Here is an 18439-nt window from a genome sequence, read left to right as displayed (position 1 = left end):
CTCCCAGCATTGGGAGAGGGGCAGGGGGTGAGGGCCGTCTTCCCCCATCCCAGTTTCGAACGGAGCGCCGCTATGCCGCACCCCCTCGCCGCCGACGTTCGTCCTGGGCTGGACGATGTCGTCCGCTTCGGCCATGTCCAGGCGCCAGCGCACCGGCTGCGCGCCTACCAGACCCCGGTCGCGCGGGCAGTGGCCGGCAGTGTCGTCGATGGGCGCGGCATGGAGTTCGCCGCCGTCTTCGCCCGCCAGTCCGGCAAGGACGAGATGCTGGCCCAGCTGTGCGCCTGGCTGCTCTGGCGCTACCAGCAGATCGGTGGCAACGTTGTCGTCGCCCTCCCGGCCGTGCGGCCGCAGGGCATCATCGCCCGCGATCGTCTGCTTGCCCGGCTGGATGGCCCGTACACCGCCGGTCGGTACCGCGTCCGCGAGGGCACGATCGTCGAGATGGGCCGCGCTTCGGTCCGCTACCTCTCGGCTGCCCCGACCGCCCATTCGCGCGGTAACACCGCCGACCTGCTGCTTGTCGCCAACGAGGCGCAGGACATCGCGCCGGACACCTGGGACGCCGTCTTCGCCCCGATGGCCGCTTCCACGAACGCGACCACGCTATTTATGGGCACCGTCTGGAATAGCTCCACCCTGCTGGCTCGCCAGCTCCGGTTGCTGGCCGGCCTCGAGCATGCCGACGATGTCCGTCGCCGCTTCCTCGTCCCCTGGCGCGATGTCGCCGCCGAGCTGCCGCCCTATGGCGACTATGTTCGGCGCCAGATGGCGCTGCTCGGCGAGCATCACCCCTACATCCGCACCGAGTACGAGCTGGAGGAGCTCGATGACGATGGCATCCTGTTCCCGCCCGAGCGTCGCGAGCCGCTGCGTGGCAGCTTCCCGCCACTCTCCCGCCCCGACCCCACCGACCCGCCCGGCGCGACGTACGCCCTCACCATCGACGTGGCCGGCCCCGAAGAATCCGGCCTCCAGGACGCCGCCCTCCGTGCCCTCGCTCCCCGCCGCGACTCCACCGTCGCCACCGTCGTCCGCATCCTCTCACCTCCCGGTCTCTCCTCGTCCCCCGTCCCTCGTCCCCCGTCCCTTCCGTCGTACGACATCATCGCCCGCTACGAGTGGACCGGCACGCCCCACCCTGTCCTCCACGACCGCATCGTCGCCCTGGCGACGCGAGTCTGGCGGGTGCGGCGCGTCGTCGTGGATGCGACCGGCGTCGGGGCCGGGCTGGCCGGCTTCCTCGCCGTCACCCTCGGCGAGCGCGTCGTCACCCCGTTCGTCTTCTCCTCGGCTTCCAAGAGCCAGCTCGCCTGGGACCTTCTCGGCCTGATCGACGCCGGCCGCGTCCAGGTCTGCGCGCCAGACCCCGACGCCGACGCCGAGCAGCACCGTCTGGACCGTCGCTTCTGGCAGCAGCTCGCCGCTTGCCGCTACACCGTTCTCCCCGGCCCCGGCAAGCTTCTGCGCTGGGGCGTCGAGGACCAGCGCCTCCACGATGACCTGCTGATGTCGTTCGCCCTCGTTGCCGTCCTCGACCGCGACGACTGGAGACCCCGTGAGGCACGTGGCATCACCTCTGCCCTGTCATCCTGAGTGCTTCGACTAGCATGATGTGTCAGGTTGGCAGCTTCCCTGTACGCTGTCATCCTGAGCGCTCACGCGAAGGATCTCTCTTGCGTTCGACTGTGTCCAGCATGAGGAGATGCTTCGCTGAGGCTCAGCATGACAAACGGCCGGGGTGGCTGTCGCACCACATTGCATGACACATCACGCTGGTCGGAGCACTGAGTACAGCGACTAGCATGAAGTGACTTGTTGGCACAGAACTGGCTGATGGGATGCAACGCAGTTTGTGTGCACCAGCGGGAGGGTCTGGCATGAGTAATAAGCAACACGTGGTACGGCTGACGGCAGCGGAACGAACGGAATTGCGCCAGCTCATTGAGACAGGGTCCGCCCATGCCAGGCGCCTTAAACGCGCCCGCATCCTGCTCAAAGCCGATGCCAGTATCGCCGGACCACGGTGGACCGATGTCCAGATTGCGGAGGCACTGGAATGCAGTCCCCGGACGGTCGCGCGACTCCGGGAACGATGCTGTCGTGAGGGTCTGGCCGCCAGTCTGGGGCGACGTCCCTCGACACGGGTCTATCGGCGACGCTTTGATGGCGCAGCGGAAGCCCGGCTGACCACGCTTGCTTGTAGTCCTGCACCAGCGGGTGCTGCCCGCTGGACGCTGCGCTTGCTGGCCGATACCGTGGTGGAGCAGGAGATTGTCCCCCAGGTGTGCCCGGAGACGGTCCGCATGACACTTAAAAAAACGTCCTCAAGCCGTGGCTGAAACGCAGCTGGTGTCTGTCCGGGAAGCCTGATGCGGGATTCGTCGCAGCCATGGAAGATGTGCTCGACGTCTATGCTCGACCGATCGACCCACTGCGTCCCCACTAGTCTGCTTTGACGAGAGTGGCAAAGCACTCCGGGGCGATGTCCGTCCCAGTCAGCCAGCTGGACCCGGTCACGCGCTGCGGGAAGATCCGGCCTATATCCGCCACGGCAGTGCCAACCTCTTTCTCTGGTGTGCGCCCCATCTTGGACAGCGAGGCATCACCGTCACCGAGCGGCGCACCCGGGTCGACTGGGCCGTCGCCATGCGCCATCTCGTCGATGAGGTCTTCCCGACGGCGGAGCGGATCGTGGTGGTGCTCGACAATCTCAACATCCATGCCGACCACTCACTCTATGCGGCGTTCCCGCCCCGGGAGGCAAAGCGCATTCGCGACAAGCTGGAACCGCATTACACCCCCAAGCATGCTTCGTGGCTGAACATCGCCGAACTGGAGTTTAGTGCGCTGGTGCGCCAATGTCTGGATCAGCGCATCCCCACGCCGACGGACTTGCAGCAGGCGGTTGATGCCTGGACAACCCGGCGCAACAGCCGCGCCAAACCGGTGCAATGGCACTTCATGGTGGAGCACGCACGCATCAAATTACGCCGGCTGTATCCGGTCCCTGAACTGGACACTTCATGCTAGTCGCTGTACTGAGTAGTCGACCGCAGTGATTCTGTCAACCGCGGCGCCCACCCCTGATACTTGTCATTCCGAGCCTCAGCGAGGAATCTCTCCCACGCTGGCGCCAGTCGATCGCAGGAGAGATCCTTCGCGTGCGCGCTCAGGATGACAAGCCAGCCGGGTGACAGCCGGTCCCGCCCTTTGTCATTCCGAGCCGCAGCGAAGGATCTCCTCCGCTCGGCTGCGGTCAGGCCGCGTCGTGGATCTGCGCTCGGCCCCGCCCGGCCCTGTCCGCCGCCTTGTGGTAGCCGCGGCCGTCTGACCTGCAAGGAGCGCCAACGCCCCACCCCGGCTGAGTGTGCTCTTGCTGGCGACGAGTACCCTGATCCCGCCTGTCGTCTCACTCGCGCCGAGCACAGCACATACACCCAGATCCTCGAACGCTCCGGCTTCGCCATCCAGCAGTCCGACGACCGCTCCTCAGGGACGTTGGCAGCGTATGTCTGCGTCCGGCGGTGAGGCGCGGGATATCTGTCCATCAATCGGCCCCAGCGGCCTGCGCCGTACTTTGGTGTCGAATTCTGACCGGTGTTACGCTACTAGTGCAGCGTAGCGAGAGGAGGAGAACATGGCGATCAGGTATCCATCGAGATCATTCACCAGCACAGATCGCGGGATGAAGTATGTCTCCTCTGAGGAGGGACGCGAGATTCTCGACCGTCAGGCGCGGAAGTACCTTGGCATGAGCGGCGAGGTGTTCGTGCGTGAGTATCGCGCCGGCCGGATCCCCGATCCTGATCGCTCCGAGGTTCGCCGCGTCGCGATGCTGATCCCACTCACCGACGCCTGAGCCGTGGCCGGCCGGAATCCCAACGCCGCGTTTCAGCAGTTTATCGATCCACTCAGAAGCGCATTGAACTGCGTGACGCAGGAACGCCTCACGGCGTCGCGCCAGCATACATACGAGGTCGGGACGATCTACTCCGTTCTGCTGAACGATCTCAACCCGGTGCGCTTGCGAACGGCAGCCGGTATCCTGCCCGTGTACATGTCCGTCGGGCAACAGGTCCGCATCATCAAGACCGAAGAACCTTCAGATCCTCGCGGCCCCTACAAGATCCAGATAGTTGAGTACTTCTACGACCTGCGGTCTGATGACCACACCGAACTTCTGACATTTCATTGGACTCCCGAGGCCGAAGGCGATGGCGTTGTCACATTTCCCCACCTGCACGCCGGAAGTGCGATCATCGCCCAGGACGCACCGATTCGCCCACGGGACTTCCACAAGATCCACATTCCAACCGGCCGTGTCTCTGTCGAGGCAATCATCCGCCTCGCCATCACCGAGTTCGGTGCAATCCCGCTCAAGAGAAACTGGGTCGACGAACTTAACCGGACTGAGGCGGCGTTCCTGAACTGGCGAACCCGGTCTTCCTGACCCCCCTACCCCCGTCCCGGCCCATACACCGCCTGCCCCGGCGTGGCCCCCGTGTGCTGGCCGTCGCGCAGCACGCGGCCGCCGTTGACCCAGACATCGCGGATGCCGGTCGAGTGCTGGTGCGGGTCCTCGAACGTGGCGTTGTCGCCGACCGTCGCCGGGTCGAAGATGACCACGTCGGCCTGCATCCCCTCGCGCAGCAATCCCCGGTCGCGCAGCATCAGCCGGTCGGCGACCGCCGAGGTCATCTTGCGCACGGCGTCCTCCAGCTCCAGCGCGCCCTCCTCCCGGACGTACTTGCCCAGCACGCGCGGGTAGGTGCCGTAGGAACGTGGGTGGACCGGGCCGTGCGCCCGGGCGACCTCGGGATCGACGCCGGGGGCGTCGGTCGAGACCTTCATCCATGGCTGCTGCAGCTGGAGCGGCAGGTTGACCTCGCTCATCATGAAGTAGATGGCGCTGATCCAGTGGTCGCCGTCCTCCAGCACAAGGTCCATCAGACAGTCGGCCCAGTGCTGGCCGCGTGCGTCGGCGATCTCGCCCAGCAGCTTGCCGGAGTACTGCTGGTTCTGCTCGGCGGTCAGCTCGGTGACCAGCACCCCCTCCGGGCCGGCCAGCGTCGCCAGCGCCTCCCAGCCGCCGGTCGGCTCGACCAGCTCGTGGCGGAGCTTCTCCCGCATCACCGGGTCGCGCAGGTTGTCCATCAGCTTTCCGTCGGCCGCTGCCCAGTTCGGCAGCGACGATGCCAGCCCGGTCCCGCCGGCGATGTACGGGTACATGTCCGAGGTCACGTCCAGGCCTTCGGTGCGCGCCGCGTTGACCATCGCGATGGCCCGCGTCATCTTGTCCCAGTTGCGCCGGCCGCCGACCTTCAGGTGGTAGAGCTCCAGCGCGCAGCCGGTCTGGCGTGGCAGGTCGAGCGTCTTCTCCAGCTCCTCGAGGAACGTGTCCGCCTCCGAGCGCATGTGGGTGATGTAGACGCCGCCGTATTCGGCGATCACCTCGCACATTGCGTACAGCTCGGCGTCGGTGGTGTAGGAGTTCGGCGGGTAGATCAGCGCCGTCGCGACGCCGAACGCGCCGTCCTCCATCGCCTCGCGGACGACCTGGCGGGTCTGCTCCATCTCCGCGGGCGTCAGGTCGCCCATCTCCCAGCCCTTGACGTACTCGCGCACCGTGCCGCCGCCGAGGAACGAGCCGAAGTTGACCGACGCGCCGCGGTTGCTGAGCCAGTCGATCCAGTCGGCAAAGCGCGTCCAGCCGCGGATGACCTCGACCATTCCCTCTGGCGCGCGGTCGTAGCCGCCGAGCGGCTTCTCGATCCGCCCGCCGAACGGGGCCGGCGTCCAGCCCTCGCCCATGATCTCGGTCGTCACCCCCTGGGTGATCTTCGACAGCGACCGCGGGTCGCTGAACAGCGGGATCAGTGAGTGCGACTGGATGTCGATGAAGCCGGGACAGACGACATGCCCGCTGGCGTCGATCACCTCGCCGGCGCTCGCCGGGTCGATCCTGCCGGCCGGCGCGATTGCCGCGACCTTGCCGCCCGCGATCGCAACATCCCCGTAGAACCACGGGTTGCCCGACCCATCGATCACCCTGCCGCCACGAATCAGCGCATCGTACGTCGCCATCTGCCCACTCCTCCAACACTCTATCGACCAGTGGCAGTGTAAACGACCCGCCGCGACTTGCGGGTCAGGATGCTGACCTGGTCGAAGCGAATGACACCGAGATAGGCCACGGGCGCGATCCTTGTCCGTCGCTCGAGTCTGCGTCTCGTTGATTACCCACGAGATTGAGGTCGACGACGGGACATCCTTCGATCATGAGGGGGCTCATTGCGCCGGTTCAGCTGCCCCCGGCGATAACCCGTGCTGCGTGGTCGGACAGCTACAGCCCGTCCTGTTGGACAGGTTGACTGGCGGTCAACCTATTACTACAATCGGCGACGTGTTCCGCGAACGTACGCGACCCATCGGCGCCCGAATCTTCGATGAGCCGCGTGACACACCTCACCGAAAGGGACGACACATGCCCGGAGTACGAGTCCTCGTCGGCACGCGTAAGGGGGCGTTTATCCTGACATCGGACGAGCAGCGGCAGGCGTGGGACGTGCAAGGCCCGCTCTTCGCCGGCTGGGAGATCTATCACCTCAAAGGCTCGCCGGTGAACCCGGACCGTATCTACGCTTCGCAGTCCAGCGGCTGGTTTGGCCAGACGATCCAGCGCTCCGACGACGGCGGCGCGACATGGGAGCCAGTCGGCAACGCCTTCCAGTATGTCGGCGACCCCGGCACGCACCAGTGGTACGACGGCACCCAGCACCCATGGGAGTTCAACCGCGTCTGGCACCTCGAGCCCTCGCTCAGTGAGCCGGATACTGTCTACGCCGGGGTCGAGGATGCCGCGCTGTTCAAGTCGACCGACGGTGGGCAGAGCTGGCAGGAGTTGGCCTGCCTGCGCGATGTCAAGGGTCACCTCTGGCAGCCGGGGGCGGGCGGCATGTGTCTGCACACGATCGTCCTCGACCCGGCCAACCCCGACCGCATCGTCGTCGCGATCTCGGCGGCCGGCACGTTCCGCACCGATGACGGCGGTCAGACCTGGCGGTCGATCAACCGGGGCCTGCGCTCCGACTTCGAGCTGCCCGACCCGAACGCCGATGTTGGCCACTGCGTCCACTGCGTCGCGATGCACCCCACGCGGCCGGACGTCCTGTTCATGCAAAAGCACTGGGACGTGATGCGCAGCGACGACGCCGGCGAGTTGTGGCACGAGGTCAGCGGCAATCTCCCGAGCGACTTCGGCTTCCCGATCGCCGTCCACGCCCACGAGCCGGAGACGATCTACGTTGTTCCGATCAAGAGCGATTCCGAGCACTTCCCGCCGGAGGGCAAGCTGCGGGTCTACCGCAGCCGCACCGGCGGCAACGAATGGGAGGCGCTGACCGAGGGCCTTCCGCAACAGGATTGCTACGTCAATATCCTGCGCGACGCGATGGCGGTCGACCGGCTCGACTCATGCGGCGTCTATTTCGGTACGACAGGCGGCCAGGTTTACGCTTCGGCCGACTCTGGCGACACCTGGAACGCGATCGTCCGCGACCTGCCGGCCGTGACGTCGATCGAAGTGCAGACGCTGCCATGATCCGCGTCGAGCTGCCCTACCACCTGCGCAACCTGGCCCAGGTAGGCCGCGAGGTCGAGCTGGTTGTCGATGGCCCTGTTACCCAGCGGGCCATCCTCGACGCGCTCGAGGCGGACTACCCGATGCTGCGAGGAACAGTCCGTGACCACGCGACGCAGGCGCGCCGGCCGTTTCTGCGTTTCTTCGCCTGCTCCGAGGATCTCTCCCACGAGCCGCCCGACGCGCCACTGCCGGCAGCCGTCGCGTCCGGCCAGGAGCCGTTCTCGATCGTCGGGGCGATGGCCGGCGGATAGGCCCCGCCGGCTGCGAACGTCGTCATGCTCTCCGGCCAGCATGACGACGCCGCGCGTTGCTGATTCAGGAGGCGCGTGTCGTGCTCACGCCGGCCGTGACCGTAGCCCGCGCGCGGCGAATCTGGTCGGCGTGCTCCGGGGCGTGCGCCGCGTAGCTCTCCAGCCAGTCCGTAGCGGAAAAGCGCCCGCTCTCGCTGTGTATGGCCGAGCGTTGCCAGTCGGCATCGCTCATCCGGGCGAGGATCTGGACGGTCGTTGCTCGAGCGAGACGGAACGCGTCCAGCGACAGCTCGACCGGTCGGTCGTACCAGAGTCGCCGGGCGAACGCCGCTTCGTCATAACCGCGGATCGGCGGGTTGTCCTCGACGAGCAGCAGGCGGAGCCGCATCGCGCTGGTCATCTCGGAATCGGCCAGGTGGTGAATCACCTCGCGCGGCGACCATTCGCCCGGCGCCTCGCGCGCGTCCATCTCCTCGGCGGTGATGTCGCGCAACGCCTCGACGATGATGTCGTAGCCGTTCGCGTACTGCCCGATCAGTTGCTCGCGCGTATCGTGGTTCACGTGCTCTCCCATCCGCCGTTGCGCTCAGGCACGAACCCATCCTCACCCAGGTTCCCGCCGCTGTGAGGGTCCACTCGCGCCCGATCAGCGCGAGCCGGGTGCGACGCCGCGGACGGTCGTCTCGATCGCGTAGACGCTGGCGCGGGCGGTGAGGTAGAGCGTCGAGTAGGCCGGCCCGCCGAAGCAGAGATTAGCGGGATTCTCCGGCAGGGCGAGGATGCCGAGCAAGCGGCCGTCCGGCTCGACCACCCAGACGCCGCCGACCCCCGTCGTCCAGAGCCGGCCGGCCTCGTCGACCGCCATGCCGTCCGGCGCGCCGGGGCCATCAGCCTTGCGCATGTCCACGAACAGCTCGCCAGCGTCGAGCGTGCCGTCATCGCCGACCAGGTAGCGCCGGATGATCTTGTCGTGCGAGTCGCCGATGTAGAGTCGCCGTTCGTCTGGCGTGAACACCAGCCCATTTGGCTGGCTGAAATCGCGTGTGACACAGGTGAGGACGCCGTCCGGCGCGATGCGGTAGACCCCCTGGACGTCGATCTCCTTCTGCGCGCCCGGCTCGCCCATCGACGGCATCGTCAGCCCGTAGGTTGGGTCGGTGAACCAGATCGCGCCGCTGGCATCGACCACGATGTCGTTCGGCGAGTTGAAGCGCTGGCCCTCGAAACGGTCGATCGCGCGGACCTCAACGCCACGGTAGGTCGTGACCGAGACGCGCCGACCGGAGTGCTCGCAGGCCAGCAGGTTGCCATCGCGGTCGAGCGTGAGCCCGTTGGCATGGCCGCTCGGCGCGCGGTAGACCTCGGCTGCCTCCGACCCCGGCCGCCAGCGATGGATCGTGCTGTTGGGGATGTCGGTGAACAGCAGGCAGTCATCCGCCGCCACCCAGACCGGCCCCTCGGTGAAGGCGAATCCGCCGCAGAGGCGCTGGGCTTCGCCACGGATCAGCGCTGAGAGACCTGCGTCCTGGTTGATCTGCATTGGCGTACCCTTCGATGCGATCAGCACAGTACTAAAACCGAACGAATGCTGTACTATAGCCGTGCCGTGGTCACTCGGGTGGTTCGTGCTAGGTGGATTTGGAGTCTGATGTGAGCGTGACGCGCGGACGCACTATAGCCGAGGCCGAAGAGATGATTCTTGAGGCTGTCAGAGATCATAATGGCTCGTATACGCCCGGTGAGGTAGTGAGGATTGTGCGCAAGCGGAGCGATATCCGCGAGGATGTTGCACGTGCCGCACTCTGGTTTCTTCTCGATCGGCGGTCGATTGTATTGACGCCGAACTGGCGGGTTGCCGCAGTTCCAAAGCCAGCCTCGTGATCGAGGGTGGCCGAGAGATCTGCGCGACGTTACGATGACGATCTTCCCGACGATCAGCGCTCGCCTTTTCAGCGTGATCGTGACCGAATCCTCTACACGACAGCCTTTCGGCGCCTGGCGGGGATCACACAGGTTGTCTCGCCTAATGAGAGGCCTCCTGTCCATAATCGCTTGACACATACCCTTGAGGTTGCCCAGGTCGCACGGCGCTTGGCGGAAAAGATTTGTGCTGAGATCGTGAGTGCTCGCACTCATGGTGCGTGTCCAATCGATCCGGACGTTGTTGAAGCGGCGGCGCTTGCCCACGATCTCGGGCACCCGCCATTCGGGCATATAGCAGAAGCCGAATTAGACCGGCTTGCTACCAGTAGCGACGATCATGATGGCTACAACGGCAACGCGCAGTCGTTTCGCATCCTGGCGAAGCTCGCAGTTCGCACCACAGGCGCAGATGGACTAAATCTCACACGCGCTACGCTGGATGCCGTTTTGAAGTATCCGTGGTTTCGTCCTACCGCTGGATCCAATCGGTTCAAATGGGGTGCCTATCATTCGGAGGAGGAGCTCGCACGCTGGGTTCGCCCGGATGACTCGTGGGACGGTTCTGCTCAGCCTTGCCCGGAAGCCTCGATCATGGATTGGGCTGACGATATTGCATATGCTGTCCATGACGTTGAGGACTTTTACCGTGCTGGGCTCATACCTCTCGATCGTCTTGCGACCGATGAAGCGGAACGGCGTCGCCTGCTCGATGCCCGCACGGGCGCTTTGTCTCTAGGGAAAAGTGAGACAAACATAACTCAGGTTCTTGATGAGTTCACAGAAGTCATCCCTCTATTAGAACCATACGCGGGTACTCGCGAGCAACGTGCCCTTCTCCGTGGCTGGACATCAACGCTCATCGGACGGTACATCGGAGCGATGACGTGGTCGGTCGTTGACAACGGTCACCTGCACCTTGCGATTGCCCCGCGGGCTGAGCTCGAAGTTGCGATGTTGAAGCAACTTACCTGGCACTATGTTATTGAGCGGGAATCACTCGCCACGCAGCAGTATGGACAGCGGAAGATGATCCGGACGTTGTTCGAGACGCTGCGCGACGACGCACACGCTACCTCCGGTGGGAAAAACAAGCGCTATACGCTCTTCCCTCCATACTACCGCGAACTTCTGGAGCAGGCTGCGGACGATGCCGAGCGCACACGTCTTGTGATCGACCTGATTGCGTCGATGACCGAACATCAGGTTGTTGATACGTACCAGCGACTGACCGGCATCGCTCAGGGTTCCGCGTTCGATCTCCTCTAGTTGTTCCTCGTTCCATTCGCTGTGATATGATCCCTGGCCTTTTCCGAACGACCGGAGGTGGGGTGTTCGCCCTGCTGCGGGTCCGCGACTTCGGCCTGCTCGGGCTGGCCGGGCTGATCTCGATCGCTGCCGACCTCGCGCTGGTCGTGGCGCTGCCGCTGCACGTCTACCGGCTGACGGACTCGACCGTCGCGACCGATGGGTCGCGGGGCTATTCTCCGATCGCTGGGATCAGCGGCTGGCGATGGTCGTCGCCGATCTGCTTCGTGCGCCGGTGCTGCTGCCGCGCCGCTGAGTGGTGGTCCGGTCGTTCGCCTGGCTGTCCTGTTTCCGACGGCTGGCCAATGACTATGAACGTTTGCTGGGGACGGTGACGGGGTTGCAGCTCGTCGCTTTTTCGGTCTTGATATTCAGTTGACTCACGAGGATGCTGCTTGCGATAAGTGTGTAAGGCCCTTTAAGTACTTAGATTCCGCTCTAGCGTTTCTCTAAGATTGTCATACGCAACGGCGACCTCCGGAGCTTGAGTGGCTGCTTGGGCCGAAATATTCAGCTCGAACGTAACAAGATCTTCCCAGTACGCATCTCGCTTGCGTTTACCCCAGAGCTGTGCTTCAAGGCGGATCCAGTAGCTACCCTCCTGAAACAGGAAAGGCGCTGGGCGGCGTTGAAACTCGCAAATGAGCGATAGCGCCTCACGCCCACGTACTGGAAACTGCACCGCCAGCCGACGGTCGTCGCTCGAAATCAATTTGTGAATCGTAGCGACGAACCCCAGTGGTCTATCAGGGGCTTCGTTGATGAACGTCAAGCGGAGATTTTGGATCATGATGGGTATAGGTCCATCATTGTAGAAGACAAGCGGCAAATAGAGGACCATCTGCCGATCAGCACTGGCATACGCACCATAACTACGTGGCGGCCCAACGTGGAGATTGCCCCGTCTCCAGTACATCCACCAAAAGCTGCTGACCGAGAAGAGCAGAGCCAAGACGCTGATGACAACTGCTGGCACCGTACTTCTCCTAGCTGGTAGGCATCCTTCTACCTGCCGCGCTTATGAATTCTGGGGCTGCTCCCCTACGCCCCCGGCCCCTTCACGAAGCGGCCCGGCGTTGCGCCGGTGTGCTGGCCGTCCTTCAGGACGCGGCCGCCGTTGACCCAGACGTCGCGGACGCCGGTCGAGAGCTGGTGCGGGTCGGTGAAGGTGGCGTTGTCGCGCACGGTCTCCGGGTCGAAGACGACCACGTCGGCCAGCATGCCCTCGCGCAGCAGGCCGCGATCACGCAGGCTGAGCCGGTCGGCGACCGACGACGTCATCTTTCGGATGGCGTCCTCCAGCTCGATAACCCCCTCGTCGCGGACGAAGTGGCCCAGCACGCGGGTCCAGGTCCCGTAGGCGCGCGGATGGGTCGGCCCGTCGGCGGCAGCCCACTCGGGGCCCATGCCGCCGGCGTCGGAGCTGACCTTGATCCACGGCTGCTGGAGCTGGAGGCGCAGGTTGTCGTCGCTCATCATGAAGTAGATCGTCGAGATGCGCTGCTCCTCGGAGATGAGCAGGTCCATCGCGGCGTCGATCCAATCCTTGCCCTGCTCGGCGGCGATCTCCGACAGGCGCATCCCCGCGTAGTGACGGTGCTCCGGCTTGGCGAACGAGACGGGCATGACCCCCTCCGGGCCGGCCAGATCACCCATCGCCTCCCAGGTTCCGTCCGGCTTCTCGGTCGCCGCGCGGATCTTCGCCCGCGCCTCCGGGTCGCGCAGGTTCTCGTAGGTCTTGCCGCCCTCGGCGATCCACGGCGGCAGGACCGAGGTCAGGCCGGTGCCGGCCGCCTCGTAGGGGTACATGTCGGCGGTGATGTCCAGCCCCTCGGCGCGGGCGCGGTCGATGCGGGCGATCGCCTGCGCCATCTTCGGCCAGTTACGCTGGCCGGCCGCCTTGAGGTGGTAGACCTCGACCGCCGCGCCGGAGCGATTGCCGATCTCGATCGCTTCCTCGAGCCCCTCCAGGAACATGTCCGCTTCCGAGCGCAGGTGGGTGATGTAGACGCCGCCGTAGCGCCCGACGACCTCGCAGATGTCGGCCACCTCGCCGGTGTCGGCGAAGACGTCCGGCGGGTAGATCAGCGCGTAGGACACGCCGAACGCGCCGTCCGCCATCGCCTCATCCATCACCCGCTGCATCGTCGTCGATCTCATCGTCGCCGGATGGCCCGACGTCCATGCCTCGCCCGTAGCGGCGCAGCGTGCCGCCGCCGAGGAACGAGCCGACGTTCGGCGAGACGCCGTGGTTCTCGAACGCCTCTAGCCAGTGGGCGAACCGCGTCCAGTCGCGCGCCCGCTCGGACCATTCGTCGATGCCGGGGAGCGTCGAGAAGCGGCCGGCCATCGGATTGGTGAAACGCCCGCCGACCGGCGCCGGAGTCCACGCCTCGCCCATGATCTCGGTCGTCACCCCCTGCGTGATCTTCGACAGGCAGCGCCCGTCGCGCATCAGCGGGATGATCGAGTGCGCACTGGATGTCGATGAATCCGGGACAGACGACCATCCCGTCCGCCTCGACCACCTCGCCCGCGCTGGCCGGGTCGATCCTGCCGGCCGGCGCGACCGCCGCGATCCTGTCCCCCGCGATGGCGACATCGCCGTAGAACCACGGGTTCCCCGACCCGTCCACCACCTTCGCGCCGCGGATCAAGACGTCTATTCCAGCCATGCCTCACTCCTCTCGCGTACCAATCCCTCGGGGCAGTGTACGACGATCGGGGACGAGCCTCGTCTCGCCCGGTATCATCTGTTGGGTCTGATGGGCGATACACTGAAGAGGAAACGATGCGGGATTTCTATACCGAGCAGCAGCTGATCGACGCGGTGAAGGCCGGCGATGAGGATCGCGTGCGGGCCATCGCGTCGCTGTCGCCGGAGCTGATCGATACCGAGGAGGACGGTGTGCCGGTTGTCCGTCTGGCGGTCTACTTCCGTCACCCACGGATAGCCCAGGCGCTCGCCGATATGGGTGCGCGGCTGGACATCTTCACTGCCGCTGCGATGGACAAGGCCGATCGGCTGGCGATCCTCCTGCAGGGCGCGCGCGGCCAGATCGACGGCTGGAGCGCGGATGGATACACGCCGCTGGCGCTGGCTGCGCGCTTCGGGGCGTTGCACAGCGCGCGGCTGCTGCTGGCGGTCGGAGCTGACCCGAACGCCCGCGATGCCAACGGCCACACGCCGCTCGACCTGGCGGCAGACGGTGGTGGCGACGCGATCACTCGTCTCCTCGTTGCCCGTGGGGCCAATCCGTCGATCGGCTGATGACGTGGGGCACATACCACGGGCTATCATTGGACCATCGACCGAGAGGATTCGCCGTGGCGGACCAGCCAATTTTCAACATCATCGGCGAGCGCGTGGCCCTCGGACCGTTGCGGCGTGACCTGATCCCGCTCTATGCGCGCTGGCGGAATGATTTCGCGATCCAGATCACGTTCGGCAACTCGCTGCAACCAGTGACGATCGAGGAGCAGACGCGCTGGTTCGACGGGCAGGTATCCAGCGAGGCGCGCTGGTTCACGATCTACGAGCGCGAGACGCAGAGGCCGATCGGCACGACCGACCTGTTCGACATTGAATATCGCTACCGCGCCTGCGAGTTCGGCATCCTGATCGGCGAGGCGGACGCGCGCGGCAAGGGCTACGGCGCCGAGGCGACGCGACTGATGCTCGATTACGCCTTCACCGCGCTCGGGATGCATAACGTGATGTTGAGAGTCGCGGAGTACAACCCGGCCGGCGTCCGCGCCTATCAGAAGGCAGGGTTCCGCGAGTTCGGCCGCCGCCGTCAATCCGACAGGGTCAACGGCGTCTACTACGACGAGATCTACATGGACTGCCTCGCGACCGAGTTCGAGAGCCCGGTGCTTTCGCATGTGCTTGCGCCGGATGTATCGAGATGAGCAGCAGTGGAGGCAGGAGCTCATCACGCATCCTGATCGCCATCATCAGCCTGCTCGGCGTCTCGTCGTTCCTCTACCCGTTCTTCCTGCCGGCGCTGGCCGGAGTGGGTGGTCAGGCGGGGCGCAGTGGTCTCGAAGCCCAGCTGGTGTTCACCGCGTTGGGAATCGGCTGCCTGGTGGCGCTGCTGCTGGTGGTTCAGGAGTCGGCCGCCGGGACGCGCGGAGCGTCGCGGATGGTCGCGCTGCTCGGCGCTCTCGTTGCGATCGACGCGACGTTGCGCCTGGTTCCGACATTGCTGGGCGCTTCCCCGATCTTCCTGCTGATCATCCTGGTCGGCTTCACCTATGGCTCGGATCTGGGCTTTCTGATGGGCGCGCTGACAATGCTCGTCTCCGCGCTGTTGACCGGCGGAGTCGGGCCATGGCTGCCCTACCAGATGCTTGGCGCGGGCTGGGTCGGTCTCACCGCCGCCTGGCTGCCGCGCGGGCGCGAGCCGGGCGATCGCGCCGAGATCCTCCGGTTGGCGGCGTTCGGCGCTGCCTGGGGGTTGCTGTATGGCGCGATCCTGAACCTGACCGAGTGGCCCTGGGCTGCGCCGGGGCTGGACACCAGCGCCGGCCTCTACTGGGTTCCCGGCATGGGCGTCGGGGAGGCGCTGGCCGCCTATGGCCGGTTCTATCTGACGACGTCGCTGCTCTACGATGCGTTCCGCGCCGCTGCCAACGTCGCGCTCATCCTGGCGCTTGGCCGGCCGCTCGTTCGCCTGCTCGATCGCTACCGCGATCGCTTCACCTGGCGCCCGTGGATCGCCGTCGATGACAGCGCGCCGATCGATCCGCAGCCGCAGCCAGCGAGAGCTCGCGCCAATGGTTGACGAACGCGGTGACGACCGACGTGACGCGCTGGAGCACGGCGTTGCGCGGCTGCTCGCCCGGCTCAGCCGCGCGCTCGTCCTCGAATCGCGGCCGGAGATCGTCGTCCGCGCCGCGCTCGACGCGCTCGTCTCCGAAGTCGGAGCGACGAGCGCGGCAGTCTATTTCACGGATTTCGACCAGCTCGTCGCCCGCCCGGCCTACACCGTCAACTACCCGCCCGACGTCCTCGAGCGCGTCCGTGATATCTCGCTCGACATCCCCTCGATGTCGACCCTGGCATTGCTGACCAGCGATGTAGTGACGATCGGTTCGCGAGCCGAGGCGCCACCGGAGATCGCGTTCAGCCTGGAGCTTGCCGACCGGATGGGCATCCATGCCTCGGCTGCCGTGCCACTGGTCGCCGCCGGCCGGACGCTCGGCGTCCTCGTCTACAACCTCGGCGAGGAGCACGCATTCTCCCCCGACGAGACGCGCCTGCTGCGCGAGGTCGGCGACCGGATCGCCGCAGCCGTCGAGCGTGCCCGGATGGAAGAGGAGCTGACCCGGCACGCCCGCGAGATGACGCTTCTGCATTCGATCGCCGTGGCCGTGGCCGGCGAAACCGATCTGGACATGATCCTCCGCGAGACGCTGTCCCGCCTGGCCACCGTGCTGGATTTCACCGGCGGGCTGATCGCGCTGGTCGAGGGTGACGACCTCGTCGTCCGCGCGGCGCACAACCCGCTCGTCTCCGACAGCCACGGAAATCGCCGGCCACGTGGGGTCGGGCTCGGCTGGCTCGTGGTCGAGCGGGGCGAGCCGATCCTCAGCAACGACGTGGCGTCTGACCCGCGCCGGGGGCATTTCCCCTCTTCTCGAAAGCTTCCCGGCTCCTACCTCGCGATCCCGCTCGTCTGGCATGGCAAGCCGTTTGGCCTCCTCCAGCTCGTGGCCGAGGCGGCCGGCGCGTTCCGCCACACCGATCTGTTGTTGCTCCAGACCGTTGGCACGATCATCAGTGGGCCGATCGAGCTGGCGACGCGCTACCGGTTCGAGATCGAGCTGCGTGACGCGCTCGATCAGATACGCTCCCGCCTGGAGGCGATTCTGGAGCACGCGCCGATGGGTGTGCTGTTCTTCGACCGGGAAGACCGGCTGGCGTTCGCCAACTCGCCACTCTCCGACGCGCTTCACCTGCTGCCGAAGGGCGAGCTGCGGCTGGGCCGGTCGTGGACAGAGCTGGCGGGCCAGCTAGAGCATCGTCGCTGGGGTGGCGAGCCAGATCGATTCCTGCAGCTGATCAATACCACCCGGCTGACGCGCAATGAAGTGCTGGTGGATGACTTTCAGCTCCGCGCGCCCGACCAGACGCTGCGGCGGATTGCCGCGCCGGTCTTCGAGTCCGGCGAGTTCTCCGGTCACCTGATCATTCTCCTCGACGTCACCGCCGAGCGTGAGGCGCTGCGGCAGGCCGAGCAGGCGCTGGCGCTGCGGGATCGCTTCATCAGCATCGCCTCGCACGAGCTGAAGACGCCGCTGACCGCGATCAAGGGCACAGCCCAACTCTTGCTGAAGCTGCACGCGGCCGGCCGCCTCGATCTCGACCGCGCGGCGCGCTCGCTGGACACGATCGACACACAGGCGGCGCGGATCGATCGGCTGGTCGATGACCTGCTCGACGTCTCGCGGATGCAGACCAGCCGGATCGCGCTCCGACCCGAGCTGATCGACCTCGCCGCCCTCGTCTCTGGCGTCGCCAGAACGCTGCCCGAAGCATCGCGCGACCGCATCCTGCTGGATCTACCGCCGGAGCTGCCGGGCCAGTGGGACCCGCTGCGGCTGGAGCAGGTCGTCCTCAACCTGCTCGACAACGCGCTGAAGTACTCGCCGCCCGACAGGCCGGTCGATGTCCGCCTTGCCCGCGATGGCGACGCGGCAGTCCTGACCGTCGCCGACTACGGCGTCGGCATCCCGGCTGCCGATCTGCCGGCGCTGTTCCGACCCTTTTCCCGCGGCGCCAACGTCGCGTCCAGCGACGCCCCCGGTCGCGGCCTCGGCTTGTTCATCACCCGCCAGATCGTCGAAGCGCACCACGGCGATATCACCGCCACCAGCGCCGTGGACGAGGGGGCGACGTTTACGGTGCGGTTGCCGGTGGACGGCCCTCACCCCCCTGCCCCCTCTCCCAATGCTGGGAGAGGGGGAGATGAGGGGAGCGGCGGTCGCGCAGGGCTTTCGTAAGGACAGGACCCGGCCTGTCCGGCGCCCGCAGGCGCCCTCCCCCGGTTGGCAATGCGAGACGGTGCGCCGCGTATCAGTCGTCGGGGAGATGAGGGGAGCGGCGGTCGCGCAGGGCTTTCGTAGGGACAGGACCCGGCCTGTCCGGCGCCCGCAGGCGCCCTCCCCCCCGGTTGGCAATGCGAGACGGTGGAGCGCGTATCAGTCGTCGGGGAGATGAGGGGAGCGGCGGTGGCGCAGGGCTTTCGTAGGGACAGGACCCGGCCTGTCCGGCGCCCGCAGGCGCCCTCCCCCCCGGTTGGCAATGCGA

Annotated in this window: 20 protein-coding genes; 14 read left to right on the top strand and 6 right to left on the bottom strand. The window is 66.0% G+C overall.

Going from position 1 to position 18439, the window contains the following annotated elements; translation table 11 throughout:
* Positions 1–72 precede the first annotated feature (72 nt).
* The 5 genes from V9F06_01430 to V9F06_01410 all read left to right on the top strand — a co-directional run bounded on the left by V9F06_01430 (position 73) and on the right by V9F06_01410 (position 4453).
* A complete protein-coding gene (locus tag V9F06_01430; protein MEI2616283.1) occupies positions 73–1596 on the top strand; it encodes a hypothetical protein in 1524 nt (507 codons plus the stop codon).
* A 284-nt stretch (positions 1597–1880) separates the two neighbouring features.
* A complete protein-coding gene (locus V9F06_01425) occupies positions 1881–2342 on the top strand; it encodes a helix-turn-helix domain-containing protein (GenBank protein ID MEI2616282.1) in 462 nt (153 codons plus the stop codon).
* A gap of 37 nt (positions 2343–2379) precedes the next feature.
* The gene (locus tag V9F06_01420) at positions 2380–3033 is read left to right on the top strand and encodes an IS630 family transposase (protein ID MEI2616281.1); all 654 of its coding nucleotides are present in this window, start codon (positions 2380–2382) and stop codon (positions 3031–3033) included.
* A 607-nt stretch (positions 3034–3640) separates the two neighbouring features.
* Positions 3641–3862: a hypothetical protein gene (locus tag V9F06_01415; GenBank protein MEI2616280.1), complete on the top strand. Its 222-nt coding sequence runs from the start codon at positions 3641–3643 to the stop codon at positions 3860–3862.
* Positions 3863–3934: 72 nt separating this feature from the next.
* Entirely contained in the window at positions 3935–4453 is a 519-nt protein-coding gene (locus V9F06_01410) for a hypothetical protein (GenBank protein MEI2616279.1), read from the top strand.
* 5 nt (positions 4454–4458) lie between these two features.
* On the opposite strand, the gene V9F06_01405 is transcribed toward V9F06_01410, so the two are convergent.
* A complete protein-coding gene (locus V9F06_01405; GenBank protein MEI2616278.1) occupies positions 4459–6087 on the bottom strand; it encodes a D-aminoacylase in 1629 nt (542 codons plus the stop codon).
* Positions 6088–6487: 400 nt separating this feature from the next.
* Between V9F06_01405 and V9F06_01400 the strand changes: the two genes are divergently transcribed.
* Positions 6488–7603 (top strand): hypothetical protein, encoded by a 1116-nt coding sequence (locus V9F06_01400; protein ID MEI2616277.1) that lies wholly within the window; start codon positions 6488–6490, stop codon positions 7601–7603.
* Positions 7600–7896 (top strand): MoaD/ThiS family protein, encoded by a 297-nt coding sequence (locus V9F06_01395; protein MEI2616276.1) that lies wholly within the window; start codon positions 7600–7602, stop codon positions 7894–7896. Before V9F06_01400 ends, V9F06_01395 begins: the two co-directional genes overlap by 4 nt.
* Positions 7897–7960: 64 nt before the next feature.
* On the opposite strand, the gene V9F06_01390 is transcribed toward V9F06_01395, so the two are convergent.
* A complete protein-coding gene (locus tag V9F06_01390) occupies positions 7961–8458 on the bottom strand; it encodes a DinB family protein (GenBank protein ID MEI2616275.1) in 498 nt (165 codons plus the stop codon).
* An 84-nt stretch (positions 8459–8542) separates the two neighbouring features.
* A complete protein-coding gene (locus V9F06_01385) occupies positions 8543–9436 on the bottom strand; it encodes an SMP-30/gluconolactonase/LRE family protein (protein MEI2616274.1) in 894 nt (297 codons plus the stop codon).
* Between the two features lie 347 nt (positions 9437–9783).
* Here V9F06_01385 and dgt point away from each other — a divergent pair, with 347 nt between their 5' ends.
* Both dgt and V9F06_01375 read left to right on the top strand, forming a co-directional pair.
* Complete coding sequence (dgt, locus tag V9F06_01380; protein ID MEI2616273.1) at positions 9784–11085, top strand: dNTP triphosphohydrolase; 1302 nt, start codon at positions 9784–9786, stop codon at positions 11083–11085.
* A 62-nt stretch (positions 11086–11147) separates the two neighbouring features.
* On the top strand, positions 11148–11459 hold the full coding sequence (locus V9F06_01375; protein ID MEI2616272.1) for a hypothetical protein: 312 nt from the start codon (positions 11148–11150) through the stop codon (positions 11457–11459).
* 83 nt (positions 11460–11542) lie between these two features.
* On the opposite strand, the gene V9F06_01370 is transcribed toward V9F06_01375, so the two are convergent.
* The 3 genes from V9F06_01370 to V9F06_01360 form a co-directional block, all read right to left on the bottom strand.
* Positions 11543–12100 (bottom strand): hypothetical protein, encoded by a 558-nt coding sequence (locus V9F06_01370; GenBank protein ID MEI2616271.1) that lies wholly within the window; start codon positions 12098–12100, stop codon positions 11543–11545.
* Positions 12101–12165: 65 nt separating this feature from the next.
* Positions 12166–13269 (bottom strand): amidohydrolase family protein, encoded by a 1104-nt coding sequence (locus V9F06_01365; protein MEI2616270.1) that lies wholly within the window; start codon positions 13267–13269, stop codon positions 12166–12168.
* On the bottom strand, positions 13250–13579 hold the full coding sequence (locus tag V9F06_01360; protein MEI2616269.1) for a hypothetical protein: 330 nt from the start codon (positions 13577–13579) through the stop codon (positions 13250–13252). The genes V9F06_01365 and V9F06_01360 overlap by 20 nt, the downstream gene beginning before the upstream one ends.
* A 26-nt stretch (positions 13580–13605) precedes the next feature.
* Here V9F06_01360 and V9F06_01355 point away from each other — a divergent pair, with 26 nt between their 5' ends.
* The 5 genes from V9F06_01355 (at position 13606) to V9F06_01335 (ending at position 18132) form a co-directional block, all read left to right on the top strand.
* On the top strand, positions 13606–13734 hold the full coding sequence (locus V9F06_01355) for a hypothetical protein (protein MEI2616268.1): 129 nt from the start codon (positions 13606–13608) through the stop codon (positions 13732–13734).
* Between the two features lie 181 nt (positions 13735–13915).
* Positions 13916–14395, top strand: a complete 480-nt coding sequence (locus tag V9F06_01350) for an ankyrin repeat domain-containing protein (GenBank protein MEI2616267.1) — start codon at positions 13916–13918, stop codon at positions 14393–14395.
* A 56-nt stretch (positions 14396–14451) separates the two neighbouring features.
* Positions 14452–15036: a GNAT family protein gene (locus V9F06_01345; GenBank protein MEI2616266.1), complete on the top strand. Its 585-nt coding sequence runs from the start codon at positions 14452–14454 to the stop codon at positions 15034–15036.
* Positions 15033–15911, top strand: coding sequence for an ECF transporter S component (locus tag V9F06_01340; GenBank protein ID MEI2616265.1), 879 nt, complete (start codon positions 15033–15035; stop codon positions 15909–15911). The genes V9F06_01345 and V9F06_01340 overlap by 4 nt, the downstream gene beginning before the upstream one ends.
* Positions 15853–18132: a GAF domain-containing protein gene (locus V9F06_01335; GenBank protein MEI2616264.1), complete on the top strand. Its 2280-nt coding sequence runs from the start codon at positions 15853–15855 to the stop codon at positions 18130–18132. Before V9F06_01340 ends, V9F06_01335 begins: the two co-directional genes overlap by 59 nt.
* Positions 18133–18439 lie beyond the last annotated feature (307 nt).

The organism is Thermomicrobiales bacterium (genome assembly GCA_037045155.1).
Lineage (GTDB): Bacteria > Chloroflexota > Chloroflexia > Thermomicrobiales > CFX8 > JAMLIA01.
This window is presented reverse-complemented; position numbering and strand designations above follow the sequence as displayed.

Excerpts from the sequence above, each read along its gene's own strand:
- V9F06_01350 (MEI2616267.1), top strand. The coding sequence starts at position 13,916 with ATGCGGGATTTCTATACCGAGCAGCAGCTGATCGACGCGGTGAAGGCC.
- V9F06_01405 (MEI2616278.1), bottom strand. The coding sequence starts at position 6,087 with ATGGCGACGTACGATGCGCTGATTCGTGGCGGCAGGGTGATCGATGGG.
- V9F06_01395 (MEI2616276.1), top strand. The coding sequence starts at position 7,600 with ATGATCCGCGTCGAGCTGCCCTACCACCTGCGCAACCTGGCCCAGGTA.
- V9F06_01355 (MEI2616268.1), top strand. The coding sequence starts at position 13,606 with ATGTCGATGAATCCGGGACAGACGACCATCCCGTCCGCCTCGACCACC.
- V9F06_01385 (MEI2616274.1), bottom strand. The coding sequence starts at position 9,436 with ATGCAGATCAACCAGGACGCAGGTCTCTCAGCGCTGATCCGTGGCGAA.
- V9F06_01430 (MEI2616283.1), top strand. The coding sequence starts at position 73 with ATGCCGCACCCCCTCGCCGCCGACGTTCGTCCTGGGCTGGACGATGTC.
- V9F06_01415 (MEI2616280.1), top strand. The coding sequence starts at position 3,641 with ATGGCGATCAGGTATCCATCGAGATCATTCACCAGCACAGATCGCGGG.
- V9F06_01340 (MEI2616265.1), top strand. The coding sequence starts at position 15,033 with ATGAGCAGCAGTGGAGGCAGGAGCTCATCACGCATCCTGATCGCCATC.
- V9F06_01365 (MEI2616270.1), bottom strand. The coding sequence starts at position 13,269 with ATGCAGCGGGTGATGGATGAGGCGATGGCGGACGGCGCGTTCGGCGTG.
- V9F06_01425 (MEI2616282.1), top strand. The coding sequence starts at position 1,881 with ATGAGTAATAAGCAACACGTGGTACGGCTGACGGCAGCGGAACGAACG.
- V9F06_01335 (MEI2616264.1), top strand. The coding sequence starts at position 15,853 with ATGACAGCGCGCCGATCGATCCGCAGCCGCAGCCAGCGAGAGCTCGCG.
- V9F06_01360 (MEI2616269.1), bottom strand. The coding sequence starts at position 13,579 with ATGCGCGACGGGCGCTGCCTGTCGAAGATCACGCAGGGGGTGACGACC.
- V9F06_01400 (MEI2616277.1), top strand. The coding sequence starts at position 6,488 with ATGCCCGGAGTACGAGTCCTCGTCGGCACGCGTAAGGGGGCGTTTATC.